The organism is Enterobacter sp. PL_is514, assembly GCF_055816715.1.
This window is the reverse complement of the sequence record NZ_JBVPGN010000036.1, coordinates 474403-495947: the sequence shown is the minus strand read 5'-3', so window position 1 is coordinate 495947 and position 21545 is coordinate 474403. Positions and strand designations below refer to the sequence as shown.

20 protein-coding genes and 2 tRNA genes are annotated in these 21545 nt (G+C 53.7%); 15 read left to right on the top strand and 7 right to left on the bottom strand.

The window, feature by feature from the left end; all coding sequences use genetic code 11:
- From AC0TNG_RS22630 to cobO, 8 genes are all read left to right on the top strand, one after another.
- Positions 1 to 1446 (top strand): methylaspartate mutase subunit E, encoded by a 1446-nt coding sequence (locus AC0TNG_RS22630; protein ID WP_024907734.1) that lies wholly within the window; start codon positions 1 to 3, stop codon positions 1444 to 1446.
- The gene (locus AC0TNG_RS22625; RefSeq protein ID WP_473713122.1) at positions 1446 to 2687 is read left to right on the top strand and encodes a methylaspartate ammonia-lyase; all 1242 of its coding nucleotides are present in this window, start codon (positions 1446 to 1448) and stop codon (positions 2685 to 2687) included. Before AC0TNG_RS22630 ends, AC0TNG_RS22625 begins: the two co-directional genes overlap by 1 nt.
- A gap of 3 nt (positions 2688 to 2690) precedes the next feature.
- Positions 2691 to 4061, top strand: coding sequence for an acyclic terpene utilization AtuA family protein (locus AC0TNG_RS22620; RefSeq protein WP_048989929.1), 1371 nt, complete (start codon positions 2691 to 2693; stop codon positions 4059 to 4061).
- Positions 4058 to 4375, top strand: coding sequence for a DUF4387 domain-containing protein (locus tag AC0TNG_RS22615; RefSeq protein ID WP_024907737.1), 318 nt, complete (start codon positions 4058 to 4060; stop codon positions 4373 to 4375). Before AC0TNG_RS22620 ends, AC0TNG_RS22615 begins: the two co-directional genes overlap by 4 nt.
- A gap of 165 nt (positions 4376 to 4540) precedes the next feature.
- Positions 4541 to 5833, top strand: a complete 1293-nt coding sequence (locus tag AC0TNG_RS22610; protein ID WP_024907738.1) for a dicarboxylate/amino acid:cation symporter — start codon at positions 4541 to 4543, stop codon at positions 5831 to 5833.
- Between the two features lie 54 nt (positions 5834 to 5887).
- Positions 5888 to 6889 carry a glutaminase A gene (glsA, locus tag AC0TNG_RS22605; protein WP_024907739.1) on the top strand — a complete coding sequence of 334 codons (1002 nt, stop codon included), beginning with the start codon at positions 5888 to 5890 and terminating at the stop codon, positions 6887 to 6889.
- A 72-nt stretch (positions 6890 to 6961) separates the two neighbouring features.
- Entirely contained in the window at positions 6962 to 8614 is a 1653-nt protein-coding gene (locus AC0TNG_RS22600; protein ID WP_048989936.1) for a class I fumarate hydratase, read from the top strand.
- A gap of 9 nt (positions 8615 to 8623) precedes the next feature.
- Positions 8624 to 9226, top strand: a complete 603-nt coding sequence (cobO, locus tag AC0TNG_RS22595; protein ID WP_024907741.1) for a cob(I)yrinic acid a,c-diamide adenosyltransferase — start codon at positions 8624 to 8626, stop codon at positions 9224 to 9226.
- 47 nt (positions 9227 to 9273) lie between these two features.
- Here cobO and AC0TNG_RS22590 read toward each other — a convergent pair whose 3' ends face one another.
- Together AC0TNG_RS22590 and AC0TNG_RS22585 are read right to left on the bottom strand one after the other, a co-directional pair.
- On the bottom strand, positions 9274 to 10179 hold the full coding sequence (locus tag AC0TNG_RS22590) for a LysR substrate-binding domain-containing protein (RefSeq protein WP_048989940.1): 906 nt from the start codon (positions 10177 to 10179) through the stop codon (positions 9274 to 9276).
- 463 nt (positions 10180 to 10642) lie between these two features.
- Positions 10643 to 10730, bottom strand: a tRNA-Ser gene (locus tag AC0TNG_RS22585).
- A 277-nt stretch (positions 10731 to 11007) separates the two neighbouring features.
- Between AC0TNG_RS22585 and AC0TNG_RS22580 the strand changes: the two genes are divergently transcribed.
- From AC0TNG_RS22580 to AC0TNG_RS22560, 5 genes are all read left to right on the top strand, one after another.
- A complete protein-coding gene (locus AC0TNG_RS22580; RefSeq protein WP_473713187.1) occupies positions 11008 to 12144 on the top strand; it encodes a D-alanyl-lipoteichoic acid biosynthesis protein DltD in 1137 nt (378 codons plus the stop codon).
- 128 nt (positions 12145 to 12272) lie between these two features.
- A complete protein-coding gene (locus AC0TNG_RS22575; protein WP_473713186.1) occupies positions 12273 to 13391 on the top strand; it encodes an MBOAT family O-acyltransferase in 1119 nt (372 codons plus the stop codon).
- Entirely contained in the window at positions 13388 to 14821 is a 1434-nt protein-coding gene (locus AC0TNG_RS22570; protein ID WP_473713121.1) for an AMP-binding protein, read from the top strand. The genes AC0TNG_RS22575 and AC0TNG_RS22570 overlap by 4 nt, the downstream gene beginning before the upstream one ends.
- Positions 14822 to 14838: 17 nt before the next feature.
- On the top strand, positions 14839 to 15057 hold the full coding sequence (locus AC0TNG_RS22565) for an acyl carrier protein (RefSeq protein ID WP_008499867.1): 219 nt from the start codon (positions 14839 to 14841) through the stop codon (positions 15055 to 15057).
- A gap of 155 nt (positions 15058 to 15212) precedes the next feature.
- Positions 15213 to 16049: an alpha/beta fold hydrolase gene (locus tag AC0TNG_RS22560; protein WP_024907746.1), complete on the top strand. Its 837-nt coding sequence runs from the start codon at positions 15213 to 15215 to the stop codon at positions 16047 to 16049.
- Between the two features lie 106 nt (positions 16050 to 16155).
- On the opposite strand, the gene AC0TNG_RS22555 is transcribed toward AC0TNG_RS22560, so the two are convergent.
- Positions 16156 to 16413 carry a YjhX family toxin gene (locus tag AC0TNG_RS22555; RefSeq protein WP_021240841.1) on the bottom strand — a complete coding sequence of 86 codons (258 nt, stop codon included), beginning with the start codon at positions 16411 to 16413 and terminating at the stop codon, positions 16156 to 16158.
- Positions 16414 to 16727: 314 nt separating this feature from the next.
- Here AC0TNG_RS22555 and AC0TNG_RS22550 point away from each other — a divergent pair, with 314 nt between their 5' ends.
- Positions 16728 to 17132 carry a GNAT family N-acetyltransferase gene (locus AC0TNG_RS22550; RefSeq protein WP_024907748.1) on the top strand — a complete coding sequence of 135 codons (405 nt, stop codon included), beginning with the start codon at positions 16728 to 16730 and terminating at the stop codon, positions 17130 to 17132.
- A 65-nt stretch (positions 17133 to 17197) separates the two neighbouring features.
- Here the strand turns inward: AC0TNG_RS22550 and AC0TNG_RS22545 are convergent.
- Positions 17198 to 17285, bottom strand: a tRNA-Ser gene (locus tag AC0TNG_RS22545).
- Positions 17286 to 17415: 130 nt separating this feature from the next.
- Complete coding sequence (locus AC0TNG_RS22540) at positions 17416 to 19044, bottom strand: ABC transporter substrate-binding protein (RefSeq protein WP_473713120.1); 1629 nt, start codon at positions 19042 to 19044, stop codon at positions 17416 to 17418.
- 270 nt (positions 19045 to 19314) lie between these two features.
- Here AC0TNG_RS22540 and yccA point away from each other — a divergent pair, with 270 nt between their 5' ends.
- Positions 19315 to 19974 carry an FtsH protease modulator YccA gene (gene yccA, locus AC0TNG_RS22535; RefSeq protein ID WP_023335168.1) on the top strand — a complete coding sequence of 220 codons (660 nt, stop codon included), beginning with the start codon at positions 19315 to 19317 and terminating at the stop codon, positions 19972 to 19974.
- A 56-nt stretch (positions 19975 to 20030) separates the two neighbouring features.
- On the opposite strand, the gene AC0TNG_RS22530 is transcribed toward yccA, so the two are convergent.
- Entirely contained in the window at positions 20031 to 20507 is a 477-nt protein-coding gene (locus tag AC0TNG_RS22530; protein ID WP_024907750.1) for a hypothetical protein, read from the bottom strand.
- Entirely contained in the window at positions 20504 to 21277 is a 774-nt protein-coding gene (locus tag AC0TNG_RS22525; protein WP_024907751.1) for a winged helix-turn-helix domain-containing protein, read from the bottom strand. The genes AC0TNG_RS22530 and AC0TNG_RS22525 overlap by 4 nt, the downstream gene beginning before the upstream one ends.
- Positions 21278 to 21545: the final 268 nt, after the last annotated feature.

The following is a 21545-nucleotide window of genomic DNA, read 5'->3' as shown; positions in this document are numbered from 1 at the left end:
ATGGAACTTCGAAATAAAAAGCTAACCCATGACGAATTCATGACTGAGCGGCAACAGGTCTTGCAGACCTGGCAAACCGGCAAGGACGTTGAGAACTTCGAAGATGGCGTGAAGTACCAGCAAACCATTCCTGAGCAAAAACGCTTTTCTCACGCCCTACTGAAGGCGGACCAGGAAGGTAAAACCCTGAGCCAGCCGCGCGCAGGCGTAGCGCTGATGGATGAACATATCGCCCTGCTCAAAACGCTGCAGGAAGATTGCGATTTGCTGCCCAGCACCATCGATGCCTACACCCGTCTGAATCGCTATGAAGAGGCGGCGGTAGGGATCCAAAAATCCATCGAAGCGGGCACCTCCAAACTTAACGGCTTACCGGTCGTCAACCACGGCGTCGCCGCCTGCCGCCGCATGACTGAAGCGCTGGAGAAACCGATTCAGGTACGTCACGGCACGCCGGATGCGCGCCTGCTGGCGGAGATCGCGATGGCCAGCGGCTTTACCAGCTATGAAGGCGGCGGTATCTCCTACAACATTCCGTACGCCAAGCGCGTCACTCTGGAAAAATCTATCCGCGACTGGCAGTACTGCGACCGCCTGATGGGCCTGTACGAGGAGAACGGCATTCGCATTAACCGTGAACCGTTTGGCCCGCTGACCGGCACCCTGATCCCGCCGTTTGTGTCCCACTCGGTGGCGATTATCGAAGGTCTGCTGGCGCTGGAACAGGGCGTGAAGTCAATTACCGTCGGCTACGGCCAGGTCGGTAGCCTGACGCAGGATATCGCCGCGATTCAGGCTCTGCGCGAGCTGTCCCACGAATATTTCCATAACCACGGCTTTGACGATTACGAGCTGAGTACTGTCTTCCACCAGTGGATGGGCGGCTTCCCGGAAGATGAGTCGAAAGCGTTTGCCATTATCTCCTGGGGCGCAGCGGTTGCCGGTATGTCCGGGGCGACCAAAGTGATCACCAAGAGCCCGCACGAGGCGTTCGGTATTCCGACCGCTGCCGCAAACGCCCAGGGGCTGAAAGCCTCGCGTCAGATGCTCAACATGGTCAGCGATCAGAAATTCCCGCCGTGCGCCGCCGTCGAGCAGGAAGTCGAGCTCATTAAGAGCGAAGTCCGCGCCGTGCTGAAGAAAGTCTTCGAACTGGGCAACGGCGATGTCGCACGCGGGACGGTGCTGGCGTTTGAAGCGGGCGTGCTGGACGTACCGTTCGCCCCTGCCTCCTGCAACGCAGGCAAAATTCTGCCGGTGCGTGATAACGCCGGTGCCATTCGCGTGCTGGAAGCCGGTGCGGTTCCGCTGCCGAAAGATATCCTCGCCCTGCATCACGATTACGTCGCCGAGCGCGCGCGTTTTGAAGGCCGTAAGCCCTCATTCCAGATGGTTGTTGATGACATCAACGCGGTATCCCACAGTAAATTAATAGGAAGACCATAATGAAAATTAAGCAGGCCCTTTTCACCGCAGGCTACTCCTCGTTCTATTTCGACGATCAGCAGGCCATCAAAAACGGCGCCGGTCATGACGGGTTTATCTATACCGGCAATCCGGTAACGCCTGGATTTACGTCCGTTCGTCAGGCGGGTGAATGCGTATCCGTACAGCTGATTCTGGAAAACGGCGCGGTGGCGGTGGGCGATTGTGCAGCGGTGCAATATTCAGGGGCAGGCGGTCGTGATCCGCTGTTCCTGGCTGAACACTTCATTCCGTTTCTCAACGATCACATCAAGCCGCTGCTGGAAGGCCGTGACGTTGACCGGTTCCTGACGAATGCCCGTTTCTTTGACGAACTGCGTATAGACGGCCATCTGCTGCATACCGCCGTACGCTATGGTCTGTCGCAGGCGCTGCTCGACGCGGCGGCACTGGCGACCGGCCGCCTGAAAACGGAAGTCGTGTGTGATGAATGGCAGCTGCCGTGCGTTCCGGAGGCCATTCCGTTATTTGGTCAGAGCGGCGACGACCGCTATATCGCCGTCGACAAGATGATCCTCAAAGGCGTTGACGTACTGCCACACGCGCTTATCAACAACGTGGAAGAGAAGCTGGGCCTGAAAGGGGAAAAACTGCGGGAGTATGTGCGCTGGTTATCCGACCGCATCCTGAGCCTGCGCACCAGCCCGCGCTATCGCCCGACGCTGCACATTGACGTGTACGGCACCATCGGTCTGATTTTCGATATGGATCCGGTACGTTGCGCCGCCTATATCGCCAGCCTCGAAAAAGAGGCCCAGGGCCTGCCGCTGTACATTGAAGGGCCGGTGGATGCGGGTAACAAGCCGGATCAGATCCGCCTGCTGACCGCCATCACCCACGAGCTGATGCGTCTGCGTTCCGGCGTAAAAATCGTTGCCGATGAGTGGTGTAACACCTATCAGGACATTGTGGACTTCACCGATGCGGGCAGCTGCCACATGGTGCAGATTAAAACCCCGGACCTGGGCGGTATTCACAACATCGTTGATGCGGTGCTGTATTGCAACAAGCACGGCATGGAAGCCTATCAGGGCGGTACCTGTAACGAAACGGAAATCAGCGCCCGCACCTGCGTGCACGTGGCCCTCGCCGCTCGCCCGATGCGCATGCTGATCAAACCGGGCATGGGCTTCGATGAAGGTCTTAACATCGTGTTTAACGAAATGAACCGCACCATCGCACTGTTGCAGACTAAGGATTAAAAGATGGCACGTACATTTAAGATCTTATCGCCAACGGCTATCCTGGGCTATGGCTTCCCGGAAGAGAGCTTCCGGAAGGCCATGGAAGCGTCGCCGGATCTTATTGCGGTCGACGCAGGCTCTTCCGACCCTGGCCCCCACTACCTGGGGGCAGGTAAGCCTTTCACCGACCGGGCGGGGGTAAAACGCGATCTACGCTATATGATCGTGGCTGGCGTTAAGCACAACATTCCGGTGGTGATCGGTACCGCTGGTGGGTCCGGCGCCGCGCCTCATCTGGAGTGGTGCCGCCAGATAATCCTTGAGATTGCTCAGGAAGAGAAACTCTCATTCTCCATGGCGCTGATCCCGTCGGATGTCGATAAAGCCACCGTGCATCAGGCGCTGGATGACGGGAAAATCACCGCCCTGGATTTCGTCCCGGAACTGACCCACGAGGCTATCGAAGAGAGCACCTATATCGTGGCGCAGATGGGTATCGAGCCTTTCCAGCGGGCGCTGGCGGCCGGGGCGCAGGTGGTGCTGGGCGGACGGGCGTACGATCCGGCCTGCTTTGCCGCGCTGCCCATCATGCAGGGCTTCGATGAAGGTCTGGCGCTGCACTGCGGTAAGATCCTCGAGTGCGCGGCGATTGCCGCTACGCCGGGGTCCGGCTCCGACTGCGCGATGGGCATCATTGACGATAACGGCTTTACGCTGAAAACGTTTAATCCGAAGCGTAAATTCACCGAAACGTCGGCGGCGGCGCACACCCTGTACGAGAAATCTGACCCGTACTTCCTGCCGGGGCCGGGCGGCGTTCTGAACCTGAAAGGGTGCAGCTTCAAAGCGGTCAACGAGGGCGAAGTGTACGTCAGCGGTTCCCGCCACGAAGAAACGCCGTACGCGCTGAAGCTGGAAGGCGCCCGCCGGGTCGGCTTCCGCTGCCTGACCATTGCCGGTACGCGCGACCCGATCATGATTGCCGGGATCGATAATATCCTCGAAGAAGTGCAGGTCAGCGTGAAGCGCAACCTCTCGCTGAATGACGACAGCATCCGCATGACGTTCCACCTGTACGGAAAGAATGGCGTGATGGGCAACCATGAGCCGATGCAGTCCGCCGGGCACGAACTGGGTATTTTGCTGGACGTAGTGGCCCCCACCCAGGATATCGCCAACAGCGTCTGTTCGCTGGTGCGCTCTACCCTGCTGCACTACGGCTATGAAAACCGGATCGCAACAGCGGGCAACCTCGCGTTCCCGTTCTCCCCTTCCGACATTCAGAGCGGCCCGGTGTATGAGTTCTCAATCTACCACCTGATCGAAGCGAGCGACGCGCTGCGTTTTGATTTCCACCTCGAGCAGGTCACGCCAGAAGGAGTTCAGTTATGAAACAGGGTATTTGCTCACTGGCGCAGGTCATTCGTTCTAAAAACGCCGGACCGTATGAGCTGGTTCTGGATATTTTATTTAAAACGCGTGAAGACTATCAGCGGGTAAAAGCCTCGGAGCAATTAACGCCGCAGCTTATTGCCCGTTTATATAACGTTAAGCCTGACTTTATTCATCGCATTATCTGGTTCGATCCGGCCAATGCGGTCAAAATCGTCATGCCTCGCGATATTATCTCCGGCAACGTCGGTGACAATGATGTCTATGGTGCCCAGCAGCATGCACCGTTATTAAGTATCGAGTTTGATCTGTAACACTACAAATACAACAACGTCCATTGGGATATAGATATTTGCTGTATCACTGTATTCCAGATAATTCATGCGGTTGGTCACAACAAACGTGCGTCTGAGCGGTTCATCAGGGCTCAGGCGCACGCGACCCTACACATTAACCAACCTTTATCCGATGGAGTAAACATGAAAAAAATAAGCTTAACGAAAATGATCATATTAGGTTTGATACTCGGCATGATTGCCGGGGTGGTCATTAATAATATGGCATCAGCAGATACAGCAAAAACGTACGCACAGGATATCTCTATTTTCACCACCATATTCTTACGCATGGTGAAAATGATTATCGCCCCGCTGGTCATTTCCACCCTGGTGGTCGGCATAGCCAAAATGGGTGATGCTAAAACGCTTGGCCGTATATTCTCCAAAACCTTTTTCCTCTTTATTTGCGCCTCGCTGCTGTCCATCGCCCTGGGGCTGGTTATCGTCAATATCTTCCAGCCTGGCGCAGGCATTAACTTTGTTCCCCATGACGCCGGGGCCGTTGCGGCCGTTCAGTCCGAGCCGTTCACGCTGAAAGTGTTTATTTCTCACGCGGTACCGACCAGCATCGTTGATGCGATGGCCCGCAACGAGATTCTGCAAATCGTGGTGTTCTCGATTTTCCTCGGCTGCAGCCTGGCAGCTATTGGTGAGAAAGCCGACCCCATCATTAAGGTGCTCGACTCTCTGGTGCACGTGATGCTGAAGCTGACGGGTTACGTCATGCTGTTTGCCCCGCTGACCGTATTTGCCGCGATCTCCGGACTGATTGCCGAACGCGGCCTGGGCGTGATGGTCAGCGCCGGTATTTTCATGGGCGAGTTCTACATGACGCTCGGCCTGCTGTGGGCGATTCTGATTGGCCTGTCCACGATGATTGTCGGTCCGTGCATCAGTCGTCTGACTAAAGCGATTCTCGAACCTGCGCTGCTGGCCTTTACGACCTCAAGTTCAGAAGCGGCTTTCCCGGGCACGCTGAACAAACTGGAAAAATTCGGCGTCTCCTCCAGGATTGCCAGCTTTGTCCTGCCCATCGGCTACTCCTTTAACCTGGTCGGCTCAATGGCCTACTGCTCGTTTGCGACCGTGTTTATCGCCCAGGCGTGCAACATCGAACTGAGCATTGGCGAGCAGATCACTATGCTGCTGATCCTGATGCTGACCTCTAAAGGGATGGCGGGCGTGCCGCGCGCATCGATGGTGGTTATTGCCGCCACCCTCAACCAGTTCAACATTCCGGAAGCGGGTCTGATTCTGCTGATGGGCGTCGATCCGTTCCTCGACATGGGCCGTTCCGCTACCAACGTGATGAGTAACGCAATGGGTGCCGCTATCGTCGGTCGCTGGGAAGGCGAGCACTTCGGCGCCGGCTGCCGCGGCAAGGTTCCGGCCAAAGAAAGCACTGCTTCAGAAACTGAAATCGCCATGTATTGATTACAAAGGCCAACCGTGGTTGGCCTTTCGTCTTCCGATGTACAGGAAAGCCCCATGAAGATAAACATTTTCGGCGTCAGCCTCTTATCCGTCAGCCTGATGTTTAGCGCTGCCACGCTGGCGCAAACCGCGCCGGACTATGCGCAGCTGCTTGAACAGGCTCACCAAAAATTCAAAGGTAATCATGAGGGGAAGGTCGCCGACTACATCCCTGCCCTGGCGACCTATAGCCCCGACAATTTCGCCATCACCCTCGCCACGGTCGACGGCAAGATTTACCAGGTTGGCGACGTGAAAAAAGCGTTTCCAATGGAGTCGCTGAGCAAGGTTTTCACCCTGGCGCTGGCGATGGAGCAGCGCGGTCCGCAGGAGGTGCTGGATAAACTCGGCGCCAGTGCGACCGGTCTGCCCTTCAACTCCGGTTTAGCCATTGAGCTGACCAAAGGTGCGCCGGAAAACCCGCTGGTGAATGCGGGGGCGATGAGCACGGTTAGCCTGATTGAGGCGAAAGATAAGACCGACCGCTGGAACACGATCCTCAATAACCTGAACGCGTGGGCGGATGCCTCGCTGACCGTCAACGAGCCGGTGTTCAAATCGGAAATGGAAACCAATCAGCATAACCAGGCGCTGGCGATGCTGATGGCCTCCTACAACAGCTTTTATGGCGATACCCGTGAAGCCGTCGAAATCTACACCCGCCAGTGTTCCGTAGACATCACCGTTGAGCAGCTCGCCAAAATGGGCGCGGTGCTGGCGAACAAGGGCAAATCGCCTTTCAACGGTAAGCAACTGCTGAATGAACGCTACGTGCCGCAGGTTCTGGCGGAAATGGCGATTGCCGGGCTGTACGACGGCAGCGGCAAATGGCTGTACACCGTTGGGATCCCGGCGAAGAGCGGCGTCGGCGGCGGCATGGTTGCCATCGTGCCCGGTCAATACGCCATCGCGGTCTACTCGCCACCGCTGGATGCCGCCGGGAATAGCGTCCGCGCCCAGCAGACGATTGCGTATGTTGCCGGGGCGACGCAGGCCAGCCTCTTTTTAGCCCATTGACTGTGATTTTGTCAGCCGGGCGCGGCAACTGCGCCAGCGCCCGGCAAAAACAACCACAAAGTGAGAAGTACTATGTCTAAACCATTTGTCTGGCAGGAACTGTTTGTTCAGAGTAACGATACGACGGAATATGAACTCCTCAGCACGCAACACGTTACGGTGACGGAGTTAGAGGGCGAAGAGGTCATCAAGGTGGCGCCTGAGGCATTGACCCTGTTGGCCCAGCAGGCCTTTTATGAAGCCTCATTCTTCCTGCGCGCCGGACATTTAACGCAGATAGCCAGCATTCTGCACGACCCGCAGGCCAGCAGTAACGATAAGTATGTCGCCCTGCAGCTGCTGCGCAACGCCGAAGTGTCGGCAAAAGGCGTCCTGCCAAACTGTCAGGATACCGGCACGGCCACCGTTGTGGCGAGCAAAGGCCAGCACGTCTGGACCGGCGGTGATGATGCCGAAGCGCTGAGCAAAGGGATTTATACCACCTTTAGCGAGTGTAACCTGCGCTACTCGCAAAACGCACCGCTGGACATGTATACCGAGGTTAATACCCAAACCAACCTGCCGGCGCAGATAGACATCAGCGCGACGCCGGGGAGCGAATATCGCTTCCTGTTTGTCAATAAAGGCGGCGGATCGGCTAACAAAGCCGCGCTGTTCCAGGAAACGAAATCGATTCTGCAGCCGGAGAAGCTCACCGCGTTCCTGATCGAGAAGATGAAGTCGCTCGGTACCGCGGCCTGCCCACCGTATCACATTGCCTTTGTGGTCGGCGGCCTCTCTGCCGACCAGGCGCTGAAGGTGGCGAAGCTGGCCTCAACAAAATATTATGACAACCTGCCCACCAGCGGGAACGAGCTGGGCCAGGCGTTCCGCGATACGGCGCTGGAAGCCACGCTGCTCAACGCCAGCCGCGAATTCGGCATCGGTGCCCAGTTTGGCGGCAAGTATTTCGCGCACGATATTCGCGTCATCCGCCTGCCGCGTCACGGCGGCTCCTGCCCTGTCGCCATGGCGCTCTCCTGCTCCGCCGACCGCAATATCAAAGCGAAAATCAACAAGCACGGTATCTGGCTGGAGAAGCTGGAACATAACCCAGGGAAATACATCCCCGACGCCAGCCGTGAGGAACACGACGCCAGAACCGTACAGATCAACCTGAACCGCCCGCTGCGCGAGATCCTGCGCGATATGTCTGCCCTGCCGATCGGCACCCGGCTGTCGTTAAGCGGCCCGATCGTGGTCGCACGCGATATTGTTCACGCAAAAATCAAAGCCCGGCTGGATAACGGCGAGCCGATGCCGGAGTACATGAAAAACCATATCGTCTATTACGCCGGTCCGGCGAAAACACCGGAGAATCAGGCCTGCGGCTCCCTCGGTCCGACCACCGGCGGGCGCATGGACGGCTACGTCGATGCTTTCCAGGCCGCAGGCGGAAGCCTGATCATGCTTTCCAAGGGCAACCGCAGCCAGCAGGTTACCGATGCCTGCCATAAGCACGGCGGCTTCAACCTCGGCAGCATCGGCGGTGCGGCGGCGCTGCTGGCGCAGCAGTATGTGAAAAGCCTGCGCTGCCTTGAGTATCCCGAACTGGGAATGGAGGCGGTATGGATGATGGAGGTCGAGAATCTGCCCGCCTTTGTGCTGGTTGACGACAAAGGGAATAATTTCTTCAGCCAGTTTGAGCAGCAGCATCGCTGTGCATCCTGCCCTGCCGGACATTAAGGAGCCACTATGGAAGCGCGAGCTAACGCAGAAAAACACCGCCAACGACAGCAAAAGCGCAAAGAGCAGGTTGATATCCGCGTGGCGGCGGCAACAGAGAAGAAAGGCATTCTGATCGTCTTCACCGGCAACGGAAAAGGCAAGTCCACCGCCGCCTTCGGTACGGCGACGCGTGCCGTCGGCCACGGTAAAACCGTTGGCGTCGCGCAGTTTATTAAAGGCCAGTGGGATAATGGTGAATACAACACCCTGCATCCGCTCGGCGTCGAGTTTCACATTATGGGCACCGGCTTTACCTGGGAGACACAAAACCGGGAGACGGATATTCAGGCCGCAGCGGCGGTGTGGCAGGAGAGCAAGCGCATGCTGGCTGACCCGAGCTACGACCTGGTGGTTCTGGATGAGCTCACCTATATGCTGGCTTATCACTATCTGGATACTCAGGAGGTGATCGCGGCAGTTGAGAACCGTCCGGTGCAGCAGACTGTGATCGTCACCGGACGCGGCTGTCACTCGCAGTTACTGGCGCTTGCCGACACGGTCAGCGAAATGCGCCCGGTAAAACACGCATTTGACAGCGGTATTCAGGCGCAGGAGGGCATTGACTGGTAAGCATGTCGGTACCGGATGGCGCGCCGCACTGCCGCCATCCGGTGTTATTACGCGGCCGGCGATACCACTGATTTTTGTAATAGCCACTCGCGGAAGGTTTGTAACGGCAGGGACTGAGCCTTTTCCTCCCGCCACGTCATGATGAAGCGGTTGCCGGTGCGGATAGGAACATCACAGGGGATCACCATCTCGCCGCAGTCCAGGTCATGCTGGATGGCGAAGCGGGGAAGCAGCGCGACCCCAAGATTCGATCGTACTGCAGCAATCAGCATCGAGAGGAGGTCAAAACGCGGGCCAAGATTCACGTCCGGACTGGTGATACCGGACAGCGCAAACCACTCCTGCCAGCCATTGATGCGAGTGCTTTGGTGTAACAGCGGAAACTCACTGAGCAGCTCCTCAACCCCCAGCTTCTGCTCCGCGCTGGGGAGCAAGCTTCGGCTGCAGACCGGCAGGATCTCCTCTTCAAATAAATAATCGACTTCCGACCACGGGGGACAAAAATCGGCACGCATAATAGCTGCATCGTATTCGCGATTTAAAAAATCGCCGATATTGGCCAGCGAGTGAATGTTAACAATAATATCAGGATTTAATTTATTAAACTCCCATAAATTAGGGATCAGCCAATGCGTACTGAAGGTGGGATTTACCGCCAGCTCCACAACCTGAACGGCAGGCTGCCAGGACATTATCATATTTGTATCGCGTTCCAGCTTATTAAGCGTCTCTTTGACGATATTCAAATAATGCTTGCCTGCTGCATTCAGAAAAATCCGCTTTTTGGCATGATTGAATAATGAGGTGTGTAAAAACTCCTCCAGGGCCGTCACCTGTCTGAACACTGCACTCTGCGTTAACGCCAGCTCTTCTGCCGCGCGGGTATAGCTTTCGTGACGCGCCACAACTTCGAACGTCACCAGCAACTCGCTCTTGGGGATTTTTCCTCTCATCATGTCTTCCATTCATGGTGGGTAACAGTAATTTTTTGAAGCGAATAAACCCTGCTTCAGAACGATACCGCCATTATATTTTAGTTATGCTCTGTCGGCAGTGATCCACACCATGATTTAATGAGTTTTGCGCGTCAGGCCAAACTACTTGCAGAAAATGAAATGAAACATGAAAGATTATTAAGAACCTGTTCTCTTTTGTGCCTCGTGTAATGGAGACAGCGTCTTATTATATGAAAAATCATATGGCCATTAAAAACAGGAATAGCATAGGGCTGGACGTTAAAAAATATAAAACAAAACGTTGTGCTAAAAATAGAACAGGGTTCTGTGTACGTCTTTTGATCAGCGGCGCACCCGCGTGACGGATGCCAGAGCACCGTTCCAGCGCCTCTTCAGCACGCAAGCAGAAACCGGCTCAAAACAAAAAACCCAGATCGCATAACGATCTGGGTTTCGAATTTGGCGGAAGCGTAGAGATTCGAACTCTAGAACCCTTTCGGGTCGCCGGTTTTCAAGACCGGTGCCTTCAACCGCTCGGCCACGCTTCCAAAGTGAGGCGCACTATAAACATCTATTAGCGCCTTGTAAAGCAGGAATTTTTCTATTTTTAGCCACCGGCGTTTGACTGCGCAAAAATCACCCAGACGCTTGCCGCGCATCGGTCTCTGCTCCCTTGTACATACCGTTACACAGCAACGCTCATCCTTTTAAATCGCTCTGGTATAGAATGCCACAAAAATAGACGGCCATTTGTTGTGTAATTGTTATAAATCTGAGTACCGACAGATTTTAGAAATTACTGCCATGCAGTGTTACTGGTTGATGATGAAAATCAAAAATACGCTTTGCTTACATATCCTGATGGCGACCCTGGCCATTTTGTTCCTGTGTGTTCACCCGCTGGTGACGAGCTTCGATCCGCCCCTCACCTTCCAGCCGCTGATTAAATCAATGGAGGGCACGCCGAAAGAACAAGCGGAAAAAATTGCGACTATTTCCCATGCCTTACAAGGTAATGCGATTTTCTTCATTGGCGCGTCTGAGGTTGCCACCTCAGAAGATGAACATTACGCTGTATATAATTACTTTAATAAGCAATTGCACACACCCGTTGTGGCGTATGGCGATGCGTTTGTCGATGACGAAACGCAGTTTTTACTGTTCTCGCGTTTTAAAAATAGCCTTAACGCAAACAGTAAAGTTGTTTTACTTCTGGCACCTGACAGCTTTTACTCAAAAGGGCTGCCACCGGCTATCTATGCCGATAATTTCCCCGGTTCTATTTTTAATCCGCTGATGAAGGACCCGCAGGCGCGCCCGCTGCTGGTTAATTATTTAAAGCATATTAATAGTAAAGAGATAAGCCATTTAACCTTTGGCCAAATGCGCGTCTTTGGCTGGCACCCCGATCTGATGTGGGACGAGCTGAGCTTCCAGTTTGCGAACGTCTGCACAATGATAAAAAACGACTGGCTGGCGCTGCTCAACGTCACGCCCCAGACGGTACAGCCGTGGCCGCAGCAGCCCAGCGCCCACATTACCCCTGACTGGGATAAAGAGCTGGCGAACGCGCGCGAGTTAAATAAAAAACGCCAGCAAAGCGCGGCCACGCTGTGGATGGACAAAACGATTTACGAAGAGGACGGTACGCGGCAGCAGTGGGATGACACGCCGGTCGTGCCTGCGCAAATCGCCGCGTTCAGTAAAACCGTCCAGCTGCTGAAGGAACGTCACGTGCAGGTAATTGCTATCGTCGACCCGGTTAACCCCTGGGCGCTTTACAATACCGATACCTTCCGCCCGGTTGATAAGCAAATTAAAACCATTCTGGAAAAGAACCAGATCCCTTATTTAGATATGTACGCCATGCCTTATCAGAATGGCTGGAACTGGGATCGTTTGCACCCTTCCGAACTGGCCTGGGTTCCTATGATTCGCTTTATTGCACAGAGCTTTAAATAATGAAAATCGCGATCCGTCTTTTTTTCCTTTATCTCCTGCTGGCGATCACTATCGTCGCGTGGACCTCTGTCGATGACAGCATGAGTATGCAGCTGCATTTTGAATATCAAAAGTTCTGAGGCCGAATGATGTATAGCTCAGGAATGTTTTTTGTCTATTTGTTTTCATCCGCTCTGGTGTTTGCGCTGGTCAATCGCGTATTACGTCATCGCCTGACTTATTTATCGGCCTTATCTGTCCTGGCTGCATTAGGCTGGGGCTATATTTTTCAGGGTGATTACCGTGTTCCCGCGGTCGTTTTTATCAGTTTTTACCTTGTCGCCGCGTTAAAAGAAAAAGGATGGTTAAAAACCTGGCAAGCTATTGTATTAACGCTGCTTCCTTTATTTTTAGTGAAATTACACGTTAATCATCATCTCGGCATGATCGGCCTCTCTTTTATGACGTTCCGCGCAGTGGACGTGCTGCTCTATCGCAGTAAAAAAGAAGGCCAGAATTTCCTGCACTATTTCTGCTATCTGTTTATGCCCTTTATCATCCTGGCAGGCCCGATGTACCGCTGGCGGACATGGATGAGTGACGTCAGCAAGCCCGTGTTTGCCCTTAACCGTGAACAGTTTTTGGTCGCGTTAGAGCAAATCATTACCGGCATTATCCAGAAGTTCCTGTTTGCCATGCTGGTTGATTCACTTGTCGTCCAGCCCTGGAGCCATAAGCCGTTTACGCTGACCGTGGGCGTGGTGATGTCGATTGCCTATAGCGCCTACCTCTACTTTGATTTTGCGGGCTACAGCAATATGGCCATCGGTACGGGCCGCCTGTTTGGGTTGAACATTCCGGCAAACTTCAATATGCCCCTTCTGGCAAAGAACCCGCAGGACTTCTGGCGCCGCTTCCACATCAGTTTGTCTGAATGGCTGCGCGATGTGGTCTTTATGCCCGTCTATATGAACCTGATGAAGTTCAACTTTTTCCGTCAGAACAAAACGCTGGCGCAAAATATCGGTATTTTTTGCACCCTGTTCTGCATGGGGGCATGGAATGGCCTGGAACGCCATTACGTCATCAGCGGCGCGCTGTTTGGCGCGATTTCCGTTACTCATAACATGCTGCTGTGGTCAGCCAAGCGCAGCCCGGCATTGCACCGCGGTTTGCAGTATCCGGCCGTTGCGTTTTTAGGGAGAATTCTGACGCTGGGAAGCGCCGCGGGATCCCTTTACATCTTTAGTGGAATGTCACCTCTATGAAAAATCACTCCGATCTTCAGGAACTGCAGGATTTCTTACGTACGGCATTATGCGATCCCGCCTCCCCGCAGCAACTGGCCATCAGCGGCAGCGACGAAGCCTTAAGCTGGCTACAGCTTTCTGCTGCCGTGACGGACTGGGCACAGCGCTATCAGCGTTGCCAGCCTGATGCCGGTACGCCGGTCGTCTTGTACGGACACCAGCAGGCCGAGTTCGCCGTGGCGATTTATAGCTGTCTGCTGCACAACATTCCGTACATCCCGGTGGACTGCATCTACCCACAGGAGCGCCTGCGGGAGATCTGCCATCTGGCCAATGCCCCTTACTATTACGACGTCGCGACCCGGCAGTTCATCGCCACGGGTGAACCAGGCAAGGTGCTGGAGGAGCAGGATCTGGCCTATATCATGTTTACCTCAGGCAGCACCGGCAAGCCTAAAGGGGTGCAGATTGGGCGTGAAAGCGTATGGCACTTCATGAAATGGGTCAGCCAGGACTTTTCGCTGCCGGAAAAACCGGTGCTGATGAACCACGCGGTGTTCAGTTTTGACCTCTCCCTGATCCCTTTGCTGGCGAATCTGGCGATGGGCGGACACATTGTGCTGAACGCCAAAGAGGATATTCAGAAAGAGAACTGGCTGGAGCGACTGAAAAGCAACGCGGTCTCCGCCTGGGTTTCCACCCCCTCTTTTGCATACCAGCAGCTGCTTTCCCCGCAGTTCAACAGCGAGTATTTGCCTGCGCTCAACGTCTTTATCTTTATTGGTGAAGTGTTAAATAAGGCGCTGGTTAAACAGCTCCGCCGCCGTTTCCCGCAGGCCAAAATCATCAACTCCTATGGCCCGACGGAAGCGACCATCGCGACGACCGTGGTTGAAATCACGGATGAGATCCTGAACAGCGACAGCGCCGTGCTGCCGGTGGGGGTCATGATGCCTGAGAGCAGAATGGAAATTTCCTCTGAGGGCGAGCTGATTATCTGGGGTAAAAACGTCATGCGCGGCTACCTCGGCCTGCCGCAGGAGAATGCAGAAAAATTACTCCGTCGGGAAAATGAAGCATTTCGCGGCTACCGGACAGGCGATCTGGGCTATGAAGCGGGGCTTATCTATTGCCAGGGCCGCAACGATAGCCAGGTCAAACTGAATGGCTACCGTATTGAAATCAATGAGATTGAAAACCGCCTGCTGGCGATGTCCGGCATCAACGAAGCGGTGGTTCTGCCGCTGATGAAATCCTGCGGCAGCGTGCTGCGCATTGCCGCATTCTGCGTGACGGAGTTGGCGCCGGATACCATCAAAACCTCGCTGTCAAAGGTGGTTCCCCACTATATGGTGCCTTCACAAATTATCGTAAAAGACGCTTTGCCGCTGAATCCTAACGGCAAAATTGACCGCAAGCTGCTGGACGCTTACGCCCGCACAAATTAATGACTCCAGGAAAAATTATGGAACAAGAAATTCTCGCCCTGTTCGAAAAAGTGTTATCCCGTAAGGTGGGCTTTCACGATGAACTGATTGAATCCGACATTCTCGACTCCATCCTGGCAGTCGATATGGTGCTGGAAGTGCAGGACGTTTACGGCTGCATGATCCCGCCAACTGACGTGGCGACAGTGCTGAAAACCCCGGCGGACCTGGCCCGCTATATTGAAGAAAACCGTTAAACGCCCCTGCTGTTAATCCTGTCCTGAAGGCTCTGGCGCATCGCGCCAGAGCCCAGACGCAAAATGAATATCCATCACCGGAATTAAACCAACCGCTTTTGTGATTTCTCCTACACTTTAGGGGGCGTGTTGTTCTTAACAGAGGAGTCTGCGGTATGGCATTCGTAACCACAAAAGACGGCGTCAATATTTACTACAAAGACTGGGGCCCAAAAGAGGCCCAGCCTATTGTCTTCCACCACGGCTGGCCGTTGAGTGCCGATGACTGGGATAACCAGATGCTCTTCTTCCTTGCAGAAGGCTATCGCGTTATCGCTATCGATCGCCGTGGTCATGGGCGTTCGGACCAGGTGAGTGAAGGCCACGATATGGATCATTATGCGGCCGATGCGTCAGCCGTGGTTGAAAGCCTGGATCTGCGTAATGCCGTGCACGTCGGTCACTCTACCGGCGGCGGCCAGGTCGCCCGCTATGTTGCGCGGTATGGCCAACCGCAGGGGCGCGTCGCCAAAGCGGTGCTCGTCAGCGCCGTTCCCCCTCTGATGGTAAAAACCGAAACTAACCCCGGCGGCACGCCTATTGAGGTTTTCGACGGCTTCCGCAAAGCGCTGGCGGCTAACCGCGCCCAGTTTTACCTCGACGTTGCCAGCGGTCCTTTCTACGGTTTTAATCGCGATGGCGCGGACGTTTCACAGGGCACGATCCAGAACTGGTGGCGTCAGGGGATGATCGGGAGCGCTAAGGCCCACTACGAGGGGATTAAGGCGTTTTCAGAGACCGACCAGACGGAAGATTTGAAAACCATCACGGTTCCCGTTCTGGTGTTGCAGGGCGATGACGATCAGGTCGTGCCTTATAAAAATGCTGCCCTGCTGCAGGACAAGCTGCTGGCGAACAGCGTGCTGAAAATTTATCCGGGCTTCCCGCACGGGATGCATACCACCCATGCGGATACCATCAACGCGGACATTCTGGCTTTTATTCGCTCATAACGCCGCGTTTCTTGCCGGGTGGCGCTGCGCTTACCCGGCCTACATTCCTCCACGATATCCCGTTCAATGCATGAACGCCACCCGAGGGTGGCGTTATTTATTCTGCTCAGCGATTATCCAGCTGGGCACGAACGTTGTTCAGCCCGGTGGTGTTGATTCGGTAAGGCTGCCCGTTCACGGAACGGATCAGCTTTTTGGTGCGGAGTTTTTTAAAGACGCTGAGCGTACAGTCGCTCAGCACCAGCCCTTCGCGGGTGTAGCACTCAACGGACGTGACGCGGCCAGAACTGTCGCGGACGTGCACAATACGTCCACCTTTGGCGAGAACGTGTAAGGTACGTTGTTCCTGACGGGATAAATTCATACTGGAAAACCTGTGTAATCATCATGCGTAAAAACGAGCCCACACCCGCAGGTGCGTGCGTAAGGTTTAAGCGCAGCGATAACCAGTCCGTCCTGAAAAGGGCGGGAAGCTGATTATCTGATGAAAACATTCTCCAGCATCAAAGCCTCGGTAAGAGATAAAAAGGTATTTACGGGGTGAATGATAACGCCTGTTTTTTACAGGGGAATAGCGGGAAGTTAAAAGTGTGAACGGGATCGGTCCGTAAAATCGTCTTTCGTCAATTTTACTGCCAGACTGAAACCCTTTACTGAACACCGACTGGAGCTCCTCTTATGCCTGATAACTATACCGTGGTTGAAACCGTCCCCACTGCAGAAGCGTTTTGCCGGCTGCGCGAGATCTCGGGTCTTAGCCCTCGCCCGCTGGAAGCGGCACAAAAAGCGCTGCCCGGCAGCTGCTATGGCATGCATATAGTGTTTCAGGGAAAACCGGTCGGTATGGGGCGCATCGTGGGGGATGGTGCGTTGAATTTTGATATTGTCGACGTCGCGGTTGATCCGCTTCATCAGGGGAAAGGGCTGGGCAGAATCATTATGGAAACGCTTGTTGCCTGGCTGGATAACCACGCCTGTAAAGGAGCGTACGTTTGCTTAATGGCCGATGTTCCTGAGCTTTATGCAAAATTTGGTTTTACGCTCGTTCGCCCGGCAAGCGAAGGGATGGCCAGAGTCTGGTGAAGGGCAAATCCGCGTTAAGACAAAAATAAAAACCCCAGGTTAACGAGTAACCTGGGGTTTATATCTGGCGGAAGCGCAGAGATTCGAACTCTGGAACCCTTTCGGGTCGCCGGTTTTCAAGACCGGTGCCTTCAACCGCTCGGCCACACTTCCTAAGTGAGGCGAACTATAAACACCTCACCGCGTGCTGTAAAGAGTGGTGGCACTCGTTCGCTGTAAAAATAGTCAAAACGTGTTTAATCGGTTGAACTGACGACACATCGACGATTTTATCAGCACAGGCTTAGTGTTTTTTGATGTACATGTCTTTCGTGTAATAGTATCCGAGCTTATCCGGCGTAAATCCACCGACCCACGGTTTAACCAGGTGCGTGCGGACATAGTGATAAACCGGAATGGCAGGCACATCACGACCCAGCAGATCTTCCGCCTGCTGGTAGTACTTACCCCGCTCTTCCGCAGTTTTGGCTTTTGCGGCATTGAGCAGCGCCTGGTCGTATTCCGGATTGCTGTACTGACTGGTGTTTTCGCTGTCGCCGGTGCGGAAGTTGTTCAGGAAGGTCGCCGCATCGTCGTAATCGGCAATCCACGCGTACCGCACCGCGTCAAAATTGTGGGTGTGCATGGTATCCAGCATGGTTTTCCACTCCTGATTTTGCAGCTTCGCGTCCACGCCGAGGTTTTTCTTCCACATGGAGCTGGCCGCAATCGCGATGCGCTGGTGCGATTCAGAGGTGTTATAGAGCAGGTTGAAGCTCAGAGGATGGCTGGCATTATATCCGGCCTCGTTCAGCAGCTTTTTCGCCTCCGCGATGCGCTTGTCCAGCGGCCAGCTGGCGTAATCCTGGTTCTGGAGCTTAACGCCGCCAATATCCGGCTGGCTGATGAGCCACGCCGGGCGCTGCCCCTGCCCTAATACTTTTCCGGCAATGATGTCTTTATCGAGCGCCATGTTCAGCGCCTTGCGCACGCGCGCGTCGTTGAACGGCGGACGGGTGGTATTGAATTCGTAGTAATAGGTCGCAAGCTGAGGTGAAACGTCCAGCTGGCTGCCCAGGGTTTTCTTGAGCTGGGCAAACTGGTTAATCGGCACCGTGTAGACAATGTCAATTTCGCCCGCTTTATAGCGGTTCACATCTGCGGCCTCGGAGGTGATAGGCAGATAGGTGACCTTATTAATCACGGTATGCGCGTTATCCCAGTAGCGCGGGTTACGCTCCGCCACGATGCGTTCGTTGACAACCCACTGGGATAGCTTATAGGCCCCACTGGTGACGATATGTTCAGGCTTGGTCCACTTGTCGCCAAAGCGGCCAATCAGCACTTTATCCACTGGCACCAGCGACGGGTGCGCCAGCATCGCGAGGAACGCCGCGTTAGGCTGCGTCAATGTCACTTCCAGGGTGGTGTCGTTAATGGCTTTCACGCCCAGCGTATCGGGGGCTTTTTTCCCCTGCGCGATGTCCGCACCATTTACGATGTGCATGTTGCCTGGATAGCTGGCATACGGTGAAGCGGTTTTAGGATCAACCAGACGCTGCCAGCTCCAGACCACATCTTCCGCGGTAATGGCAGTGCCGTCGCTCCAGGTGATGCCCGGACGCAAATGGAACGTCCAGACGGTGTTGTCCTTGTTCTCCCATTTTTCCGCCAGCCGTGGCTGAATGTCCCCCGACGGGGAAACGCTGACCAGTCCGTCGAATAAATCACTGATAATATTGAATTCGACGTCGCTTTCGACTTTATGCGGGTCGAGCGAAGCGGGCTCATTACCGTTGTTCCTGACCAGTTCCTGCTTATCGGCCAGCTGCGTTCCTGCCGGCACGTTAGCCGCCCAGGCTGTCGTGCTGGCGCACAGGATCCCGGCGGTTAACAAAGAGAGCGTAAAGCGCGTGCGTGTTTGTGGTTTCATTTCCTTCGCCTTATTGTCTGTTTTTGTGACGATCCGGAAATAACTCTTAGCGGCCTTATGGTAATAACGCAATAATTTTCAGTAACCTATAAGAGGTTGATCTGATTAATCGCGTCAAACCGCTGTTCATACTGGTGAAACGTATTTATGCAGAAGAAACAACCAGCTCCCGCGCTAACCTGCTGAGTAAAGATGGGTAAAACCACTTTGAGAGTGACGCGCCGTTTCCTATTCTTTCCGTTAATTACATCTGTCATAAGAGAGTGACTCATGGATCGTATAATTACTTCCTCACGCGACCGCACATCGCTACTCAGCACCCACAAGGTGCTGCGCAATACCTATTTCATGCTCAGCCTGACGCTGGCGTTTTCCGCGATCACCGCCACCGCCAGCACCGTGCTGATGCTGCCGTCTCCGGGGCTGATCCTGACCCTGGTGGGTATGTATGGTTTGATGTTCCTGACCTACAAAACCGCTGACAAACCGGTCGGTATTCTGTCCGCGTTTGCCTTCACCGGCTTCCTGGGCTACATCCTGGGGCCGATGCTGAACGCATATCTGTCTGCCGGTATGGGCGATCTTATCGGCATGGCGCTGGGCGGTACTGCACTGGTGTTCTTCTGCTGTTCGGCCTACGTGCTGACCACCCGTAAGGACATGTCCTTCCTCGGCGGCATGCTGATGGCGGGTGTTGTGGTGGTGCTGGTGGGTATGGTGGCCAACATCTTCCTGCAACTGCCTGCCCTGCATCTGGCGATCAGCGCCGTGTTTATTCTGATTTCTTCCGGCGCGATCCTGTTTGAAACCAGCAACATCATTCGCGGCGGTGAGACGAACTATATTCGCGCCACCGTGAGCCTGTATGTGTCGCTGTACAACATCTTCGTCAGCCTGTTGAGCATCCTGGGCTTCGCCAGCCGCGATTAAGCCGACCTGCTGAAAGAAAAAGGAGAATGCCCCTGGCATTCTCCTTTTTTTATGCCTTAATCTTCGCGGCAAATATAGGTGGGATAAAGTCGATCCTGAATAAGCCACACAGAAGGGGAAAGTTTAGAGAGGGTAATATAGTAACGCGCTCCCGGACGCGCAAAGCTTCCCCACAGCGCATCGGGCGTATTGTCATTATGTCGACGCAAAGTGTTCTTATAGGTTAACATAATAACATGGTCATTCGTTCGACGCTTCCAGGTAAAATTCACGTCGCGATCCACAATCATCTCTTTCCCTTTTATCTTTGAAGCGCCTTTATAGGTTGTTAAGCCGGTACCATCCGCGCGTACATAGAACTGAGCTATGGCATTTACCTTCACTTCGCTTGGTTTTCCCTCATTTCGGGTAAAATTAAATTCGGTAGTACAAGCCAGGACATCTTGCGTATCGTTTTGGGAAGGAGAGAAAGCCACCACCATTAAGCTTCCGACCATAGCCCCCCCGAGCCCAAACAGGAGTTTTATTTTCATTCTTCGGGACCACTTTTATAACGAATACTTTTGCACGGGCTGCTTTTATTTACCGGACACGCCCCAATAAAAATCTCATCCGCAGCAGAAAGTGTAAGTCGTTCACTAAAATAATAAATATCGTATTCCTCCTGTTGGCACATGACATTATTTTCCTCAAGCATCCTTGATATTTTTGACATTTTTAATGGCCGATCCTGTTCGTTGATAAACCAGAATCTACAGCTTCCGATTTTTTCATTAATTGCTTTAAGTTCTACGGGCGCGATGACGTAATGTAAACGATATAATAAAAACCCAATTCCTATAGTTGCAGCAGTGAGCACGAAAAGACCTGCCCGTCTTGTGAGACGAGCCCGATTCCATATTTTCGATATTTTACTGTTGAACGATACGGGAACCGGTGTAGGCTCCGGGTTGGGTTCGCAAAAAAGCAGCTTTGGGTGGCTAACAACTTCCGCATCAAAACGAAAACCAAAACGAGGCAAGGTAACGATCATCTCCTGACACTCACCCAAAACCTGAAAACTCTTACGTAGTTCACTCACCGCCTTATTAAGATTATTGCCTGATGGGGTAAAGCCATATGCTTCCCAGACACGTGTGATTAACACCTCCCGGCTGAGATCGCATCCTTTATTACGAATGAACTCCTGTAAAAGCCGGGCAGCGGGAGCCGAGAGAATTAATACCGACTCTGGTTGTCCGACCAGGCTAATTGCATGTGTCTCTGGATTAAATAATAACGAATTATTGCATATAAAAAACATATTTAGTTCTCAGGTTATGCCACCTGTCTTTGTTCCACTCGAAAGTACAAAAGACATAAAAACAGCCCTGATTCGATTAATTTTTGAGCAGGTGCGTTTTTTTCCAATATTCACGATGGCGGCATTTAATATTAACTATACATCCTTTAGACCAGAAAATCAGGATAAAAAACTGTATATATCGAGTTAACTAATACAAATTTTCTCAAGATATTGTTCTGGTTAAAGTTTCTCTGCCCTGAAGCGATTCACAAGCAGACGGCCACTG

Excerpts from the sequence above, each read along its gene's own strand:
- AC0TNG_RS22630 (WP_024907734.1), top strand. The coding sequence starts at position 1 with ATGGAACTTCGAAATAAAAAGCTAACCCATGACGAATTCATGACTGAG.
- AC0TNG_RS22625 (WP_473713122.1), top strand. The coding sequence starts at position 1,446 with ATGAAAATTAAGCAGGCCCTTTTCACCGCAGGCTACTCCTCGTTCTAT.
- AC0TNG_RS22620 (WP_048989929.1), top strand. The coding sequence starts at position 2,691 with ATGGCACGTACATTTAAGATCTTATCGCCAACGGCTATCCTGGGCTAT.
- AC0TNG_RS22615 (WP_024907737.1), top strand. The coding sequence starts at position 4,058 with ATGAAACAGGGTATTTGCTCACTGGCGCAGGTCATTCGTTCTAAAAAC.
- AC0TNG_RS22610 (WP_024907738.1), top strand. The coding sequence starts at position 4,541 with ATGAAAAAAATAAGCTTAACGAAAATGATCATATTAGGTTTGATACTC.
- glsA (WP_024907739.1), top strand. The coding sequence starts at position 5,888 with ATGAAGATAAACATTTTCGGCGTCAGCCTCTTATCCGTCAGCCTGATG.
- AC0TNG_RS22600 (WP_048989936.1), top strand. The coding sequence starts at position 6,962 with ATGTCTAAACCATTTGTCTGGCAGGAACTGTTTGTTCAGAGTAACGAT.
- cobO (WP_024907741.1), top strand. The coding sequence starts at position 8,624 with ATGGAAGCGCGAGCTAACGCAGAAAAACACCGCCAACGACAGCAAAAG.
- AC0TNG_RS22590 (WP_048989940.1), bottom strand. The coding sequence starts at position 10,179 with ATGAGAGGAAAAATCCCCAAGAGCGAGTTGCTGGTGACGTTCGAAGTT.
- AC0TNG_RS22580 (WP_473713187.1), top strand. The coding sequence starts at position 11,008 with ATGAAAATCAAAAATACGCTTTGCTTACATATCCTGATGGCGACCCTG.
- AC0TNG_RS22575 (WP_473713186.1), top strand. The coding sequence starts at position 12,273 with ATGTATAGCTCAGGAATGTTTTTTGTCTATTTGTTTTCATCCGCTCTG.
- AC0TNG_RS22570 (WP_473713121.1), top strand. The coding sequence starts at position 13,388 with ATGAAAAATCACTCCGATCTTCAGGAACTGCAGGATTTCTTACGTACG.
- AC0TNG_RS22565 (WP_008499867.1), top strand. The coding sequence starts at position 14,839 with ATGGAACAAGAAATTCTCGCCCTGTTCGAAAAAGTGTTATCCCGTAAG.
- AC0TNG_RS22560 (WP_024907746.1), top strand. The coding sequence starts at position 15,213 with ATGGCATTCGTAACCACAAAAGACGGCGTCAATATTTACTACAAAGAC.
- AC0TNG_RS22555 (WP_021240841.1), bottom strand. The coding sequence starts at position 16,413 with ATGAATTTATCCCGTCAGGAACAACGTACCTTACACGTTCTCGCCAAA.
- AC0TNG_RS22550 (WP_024907748.1), top strand. The coding sequence starts at position 16,728 with ATGCCTGATAACTATACCGTGGTTGAAACCGTCCCCACTGCAGAAGCG.
- AC0TNG_RS22540 (WP_473713120.1), bottom strand. The coding sequence starts at position 19,044 with ATGAAACCACAAACACGCACGCGCTTTACGCTCTCTTTGTTAACCGCC.
- yccA (WP_023335168.1), top strand. The coding sequence starts at position 19,315 with ATGGATCGTATAATTACTTCCTCACGCGACCGCACATCGCTACTCAGC.
- AC0TNG_RS22530 (WP_024907750.1), bottom strand. The coding sequence starts at position 20,507 with ATGAAAATAAAACTCCTGTTTGGGCTCGGGGGGGCTATGGTCGGAAGC.
- AC0TNG_RS22525 (WP_024907751.1), bottom strand. The coding sequence starts at position 21,277 with ATGTTTTTTATATGCAATAATTCGTTATTATTTAATCCAGAGACACAT.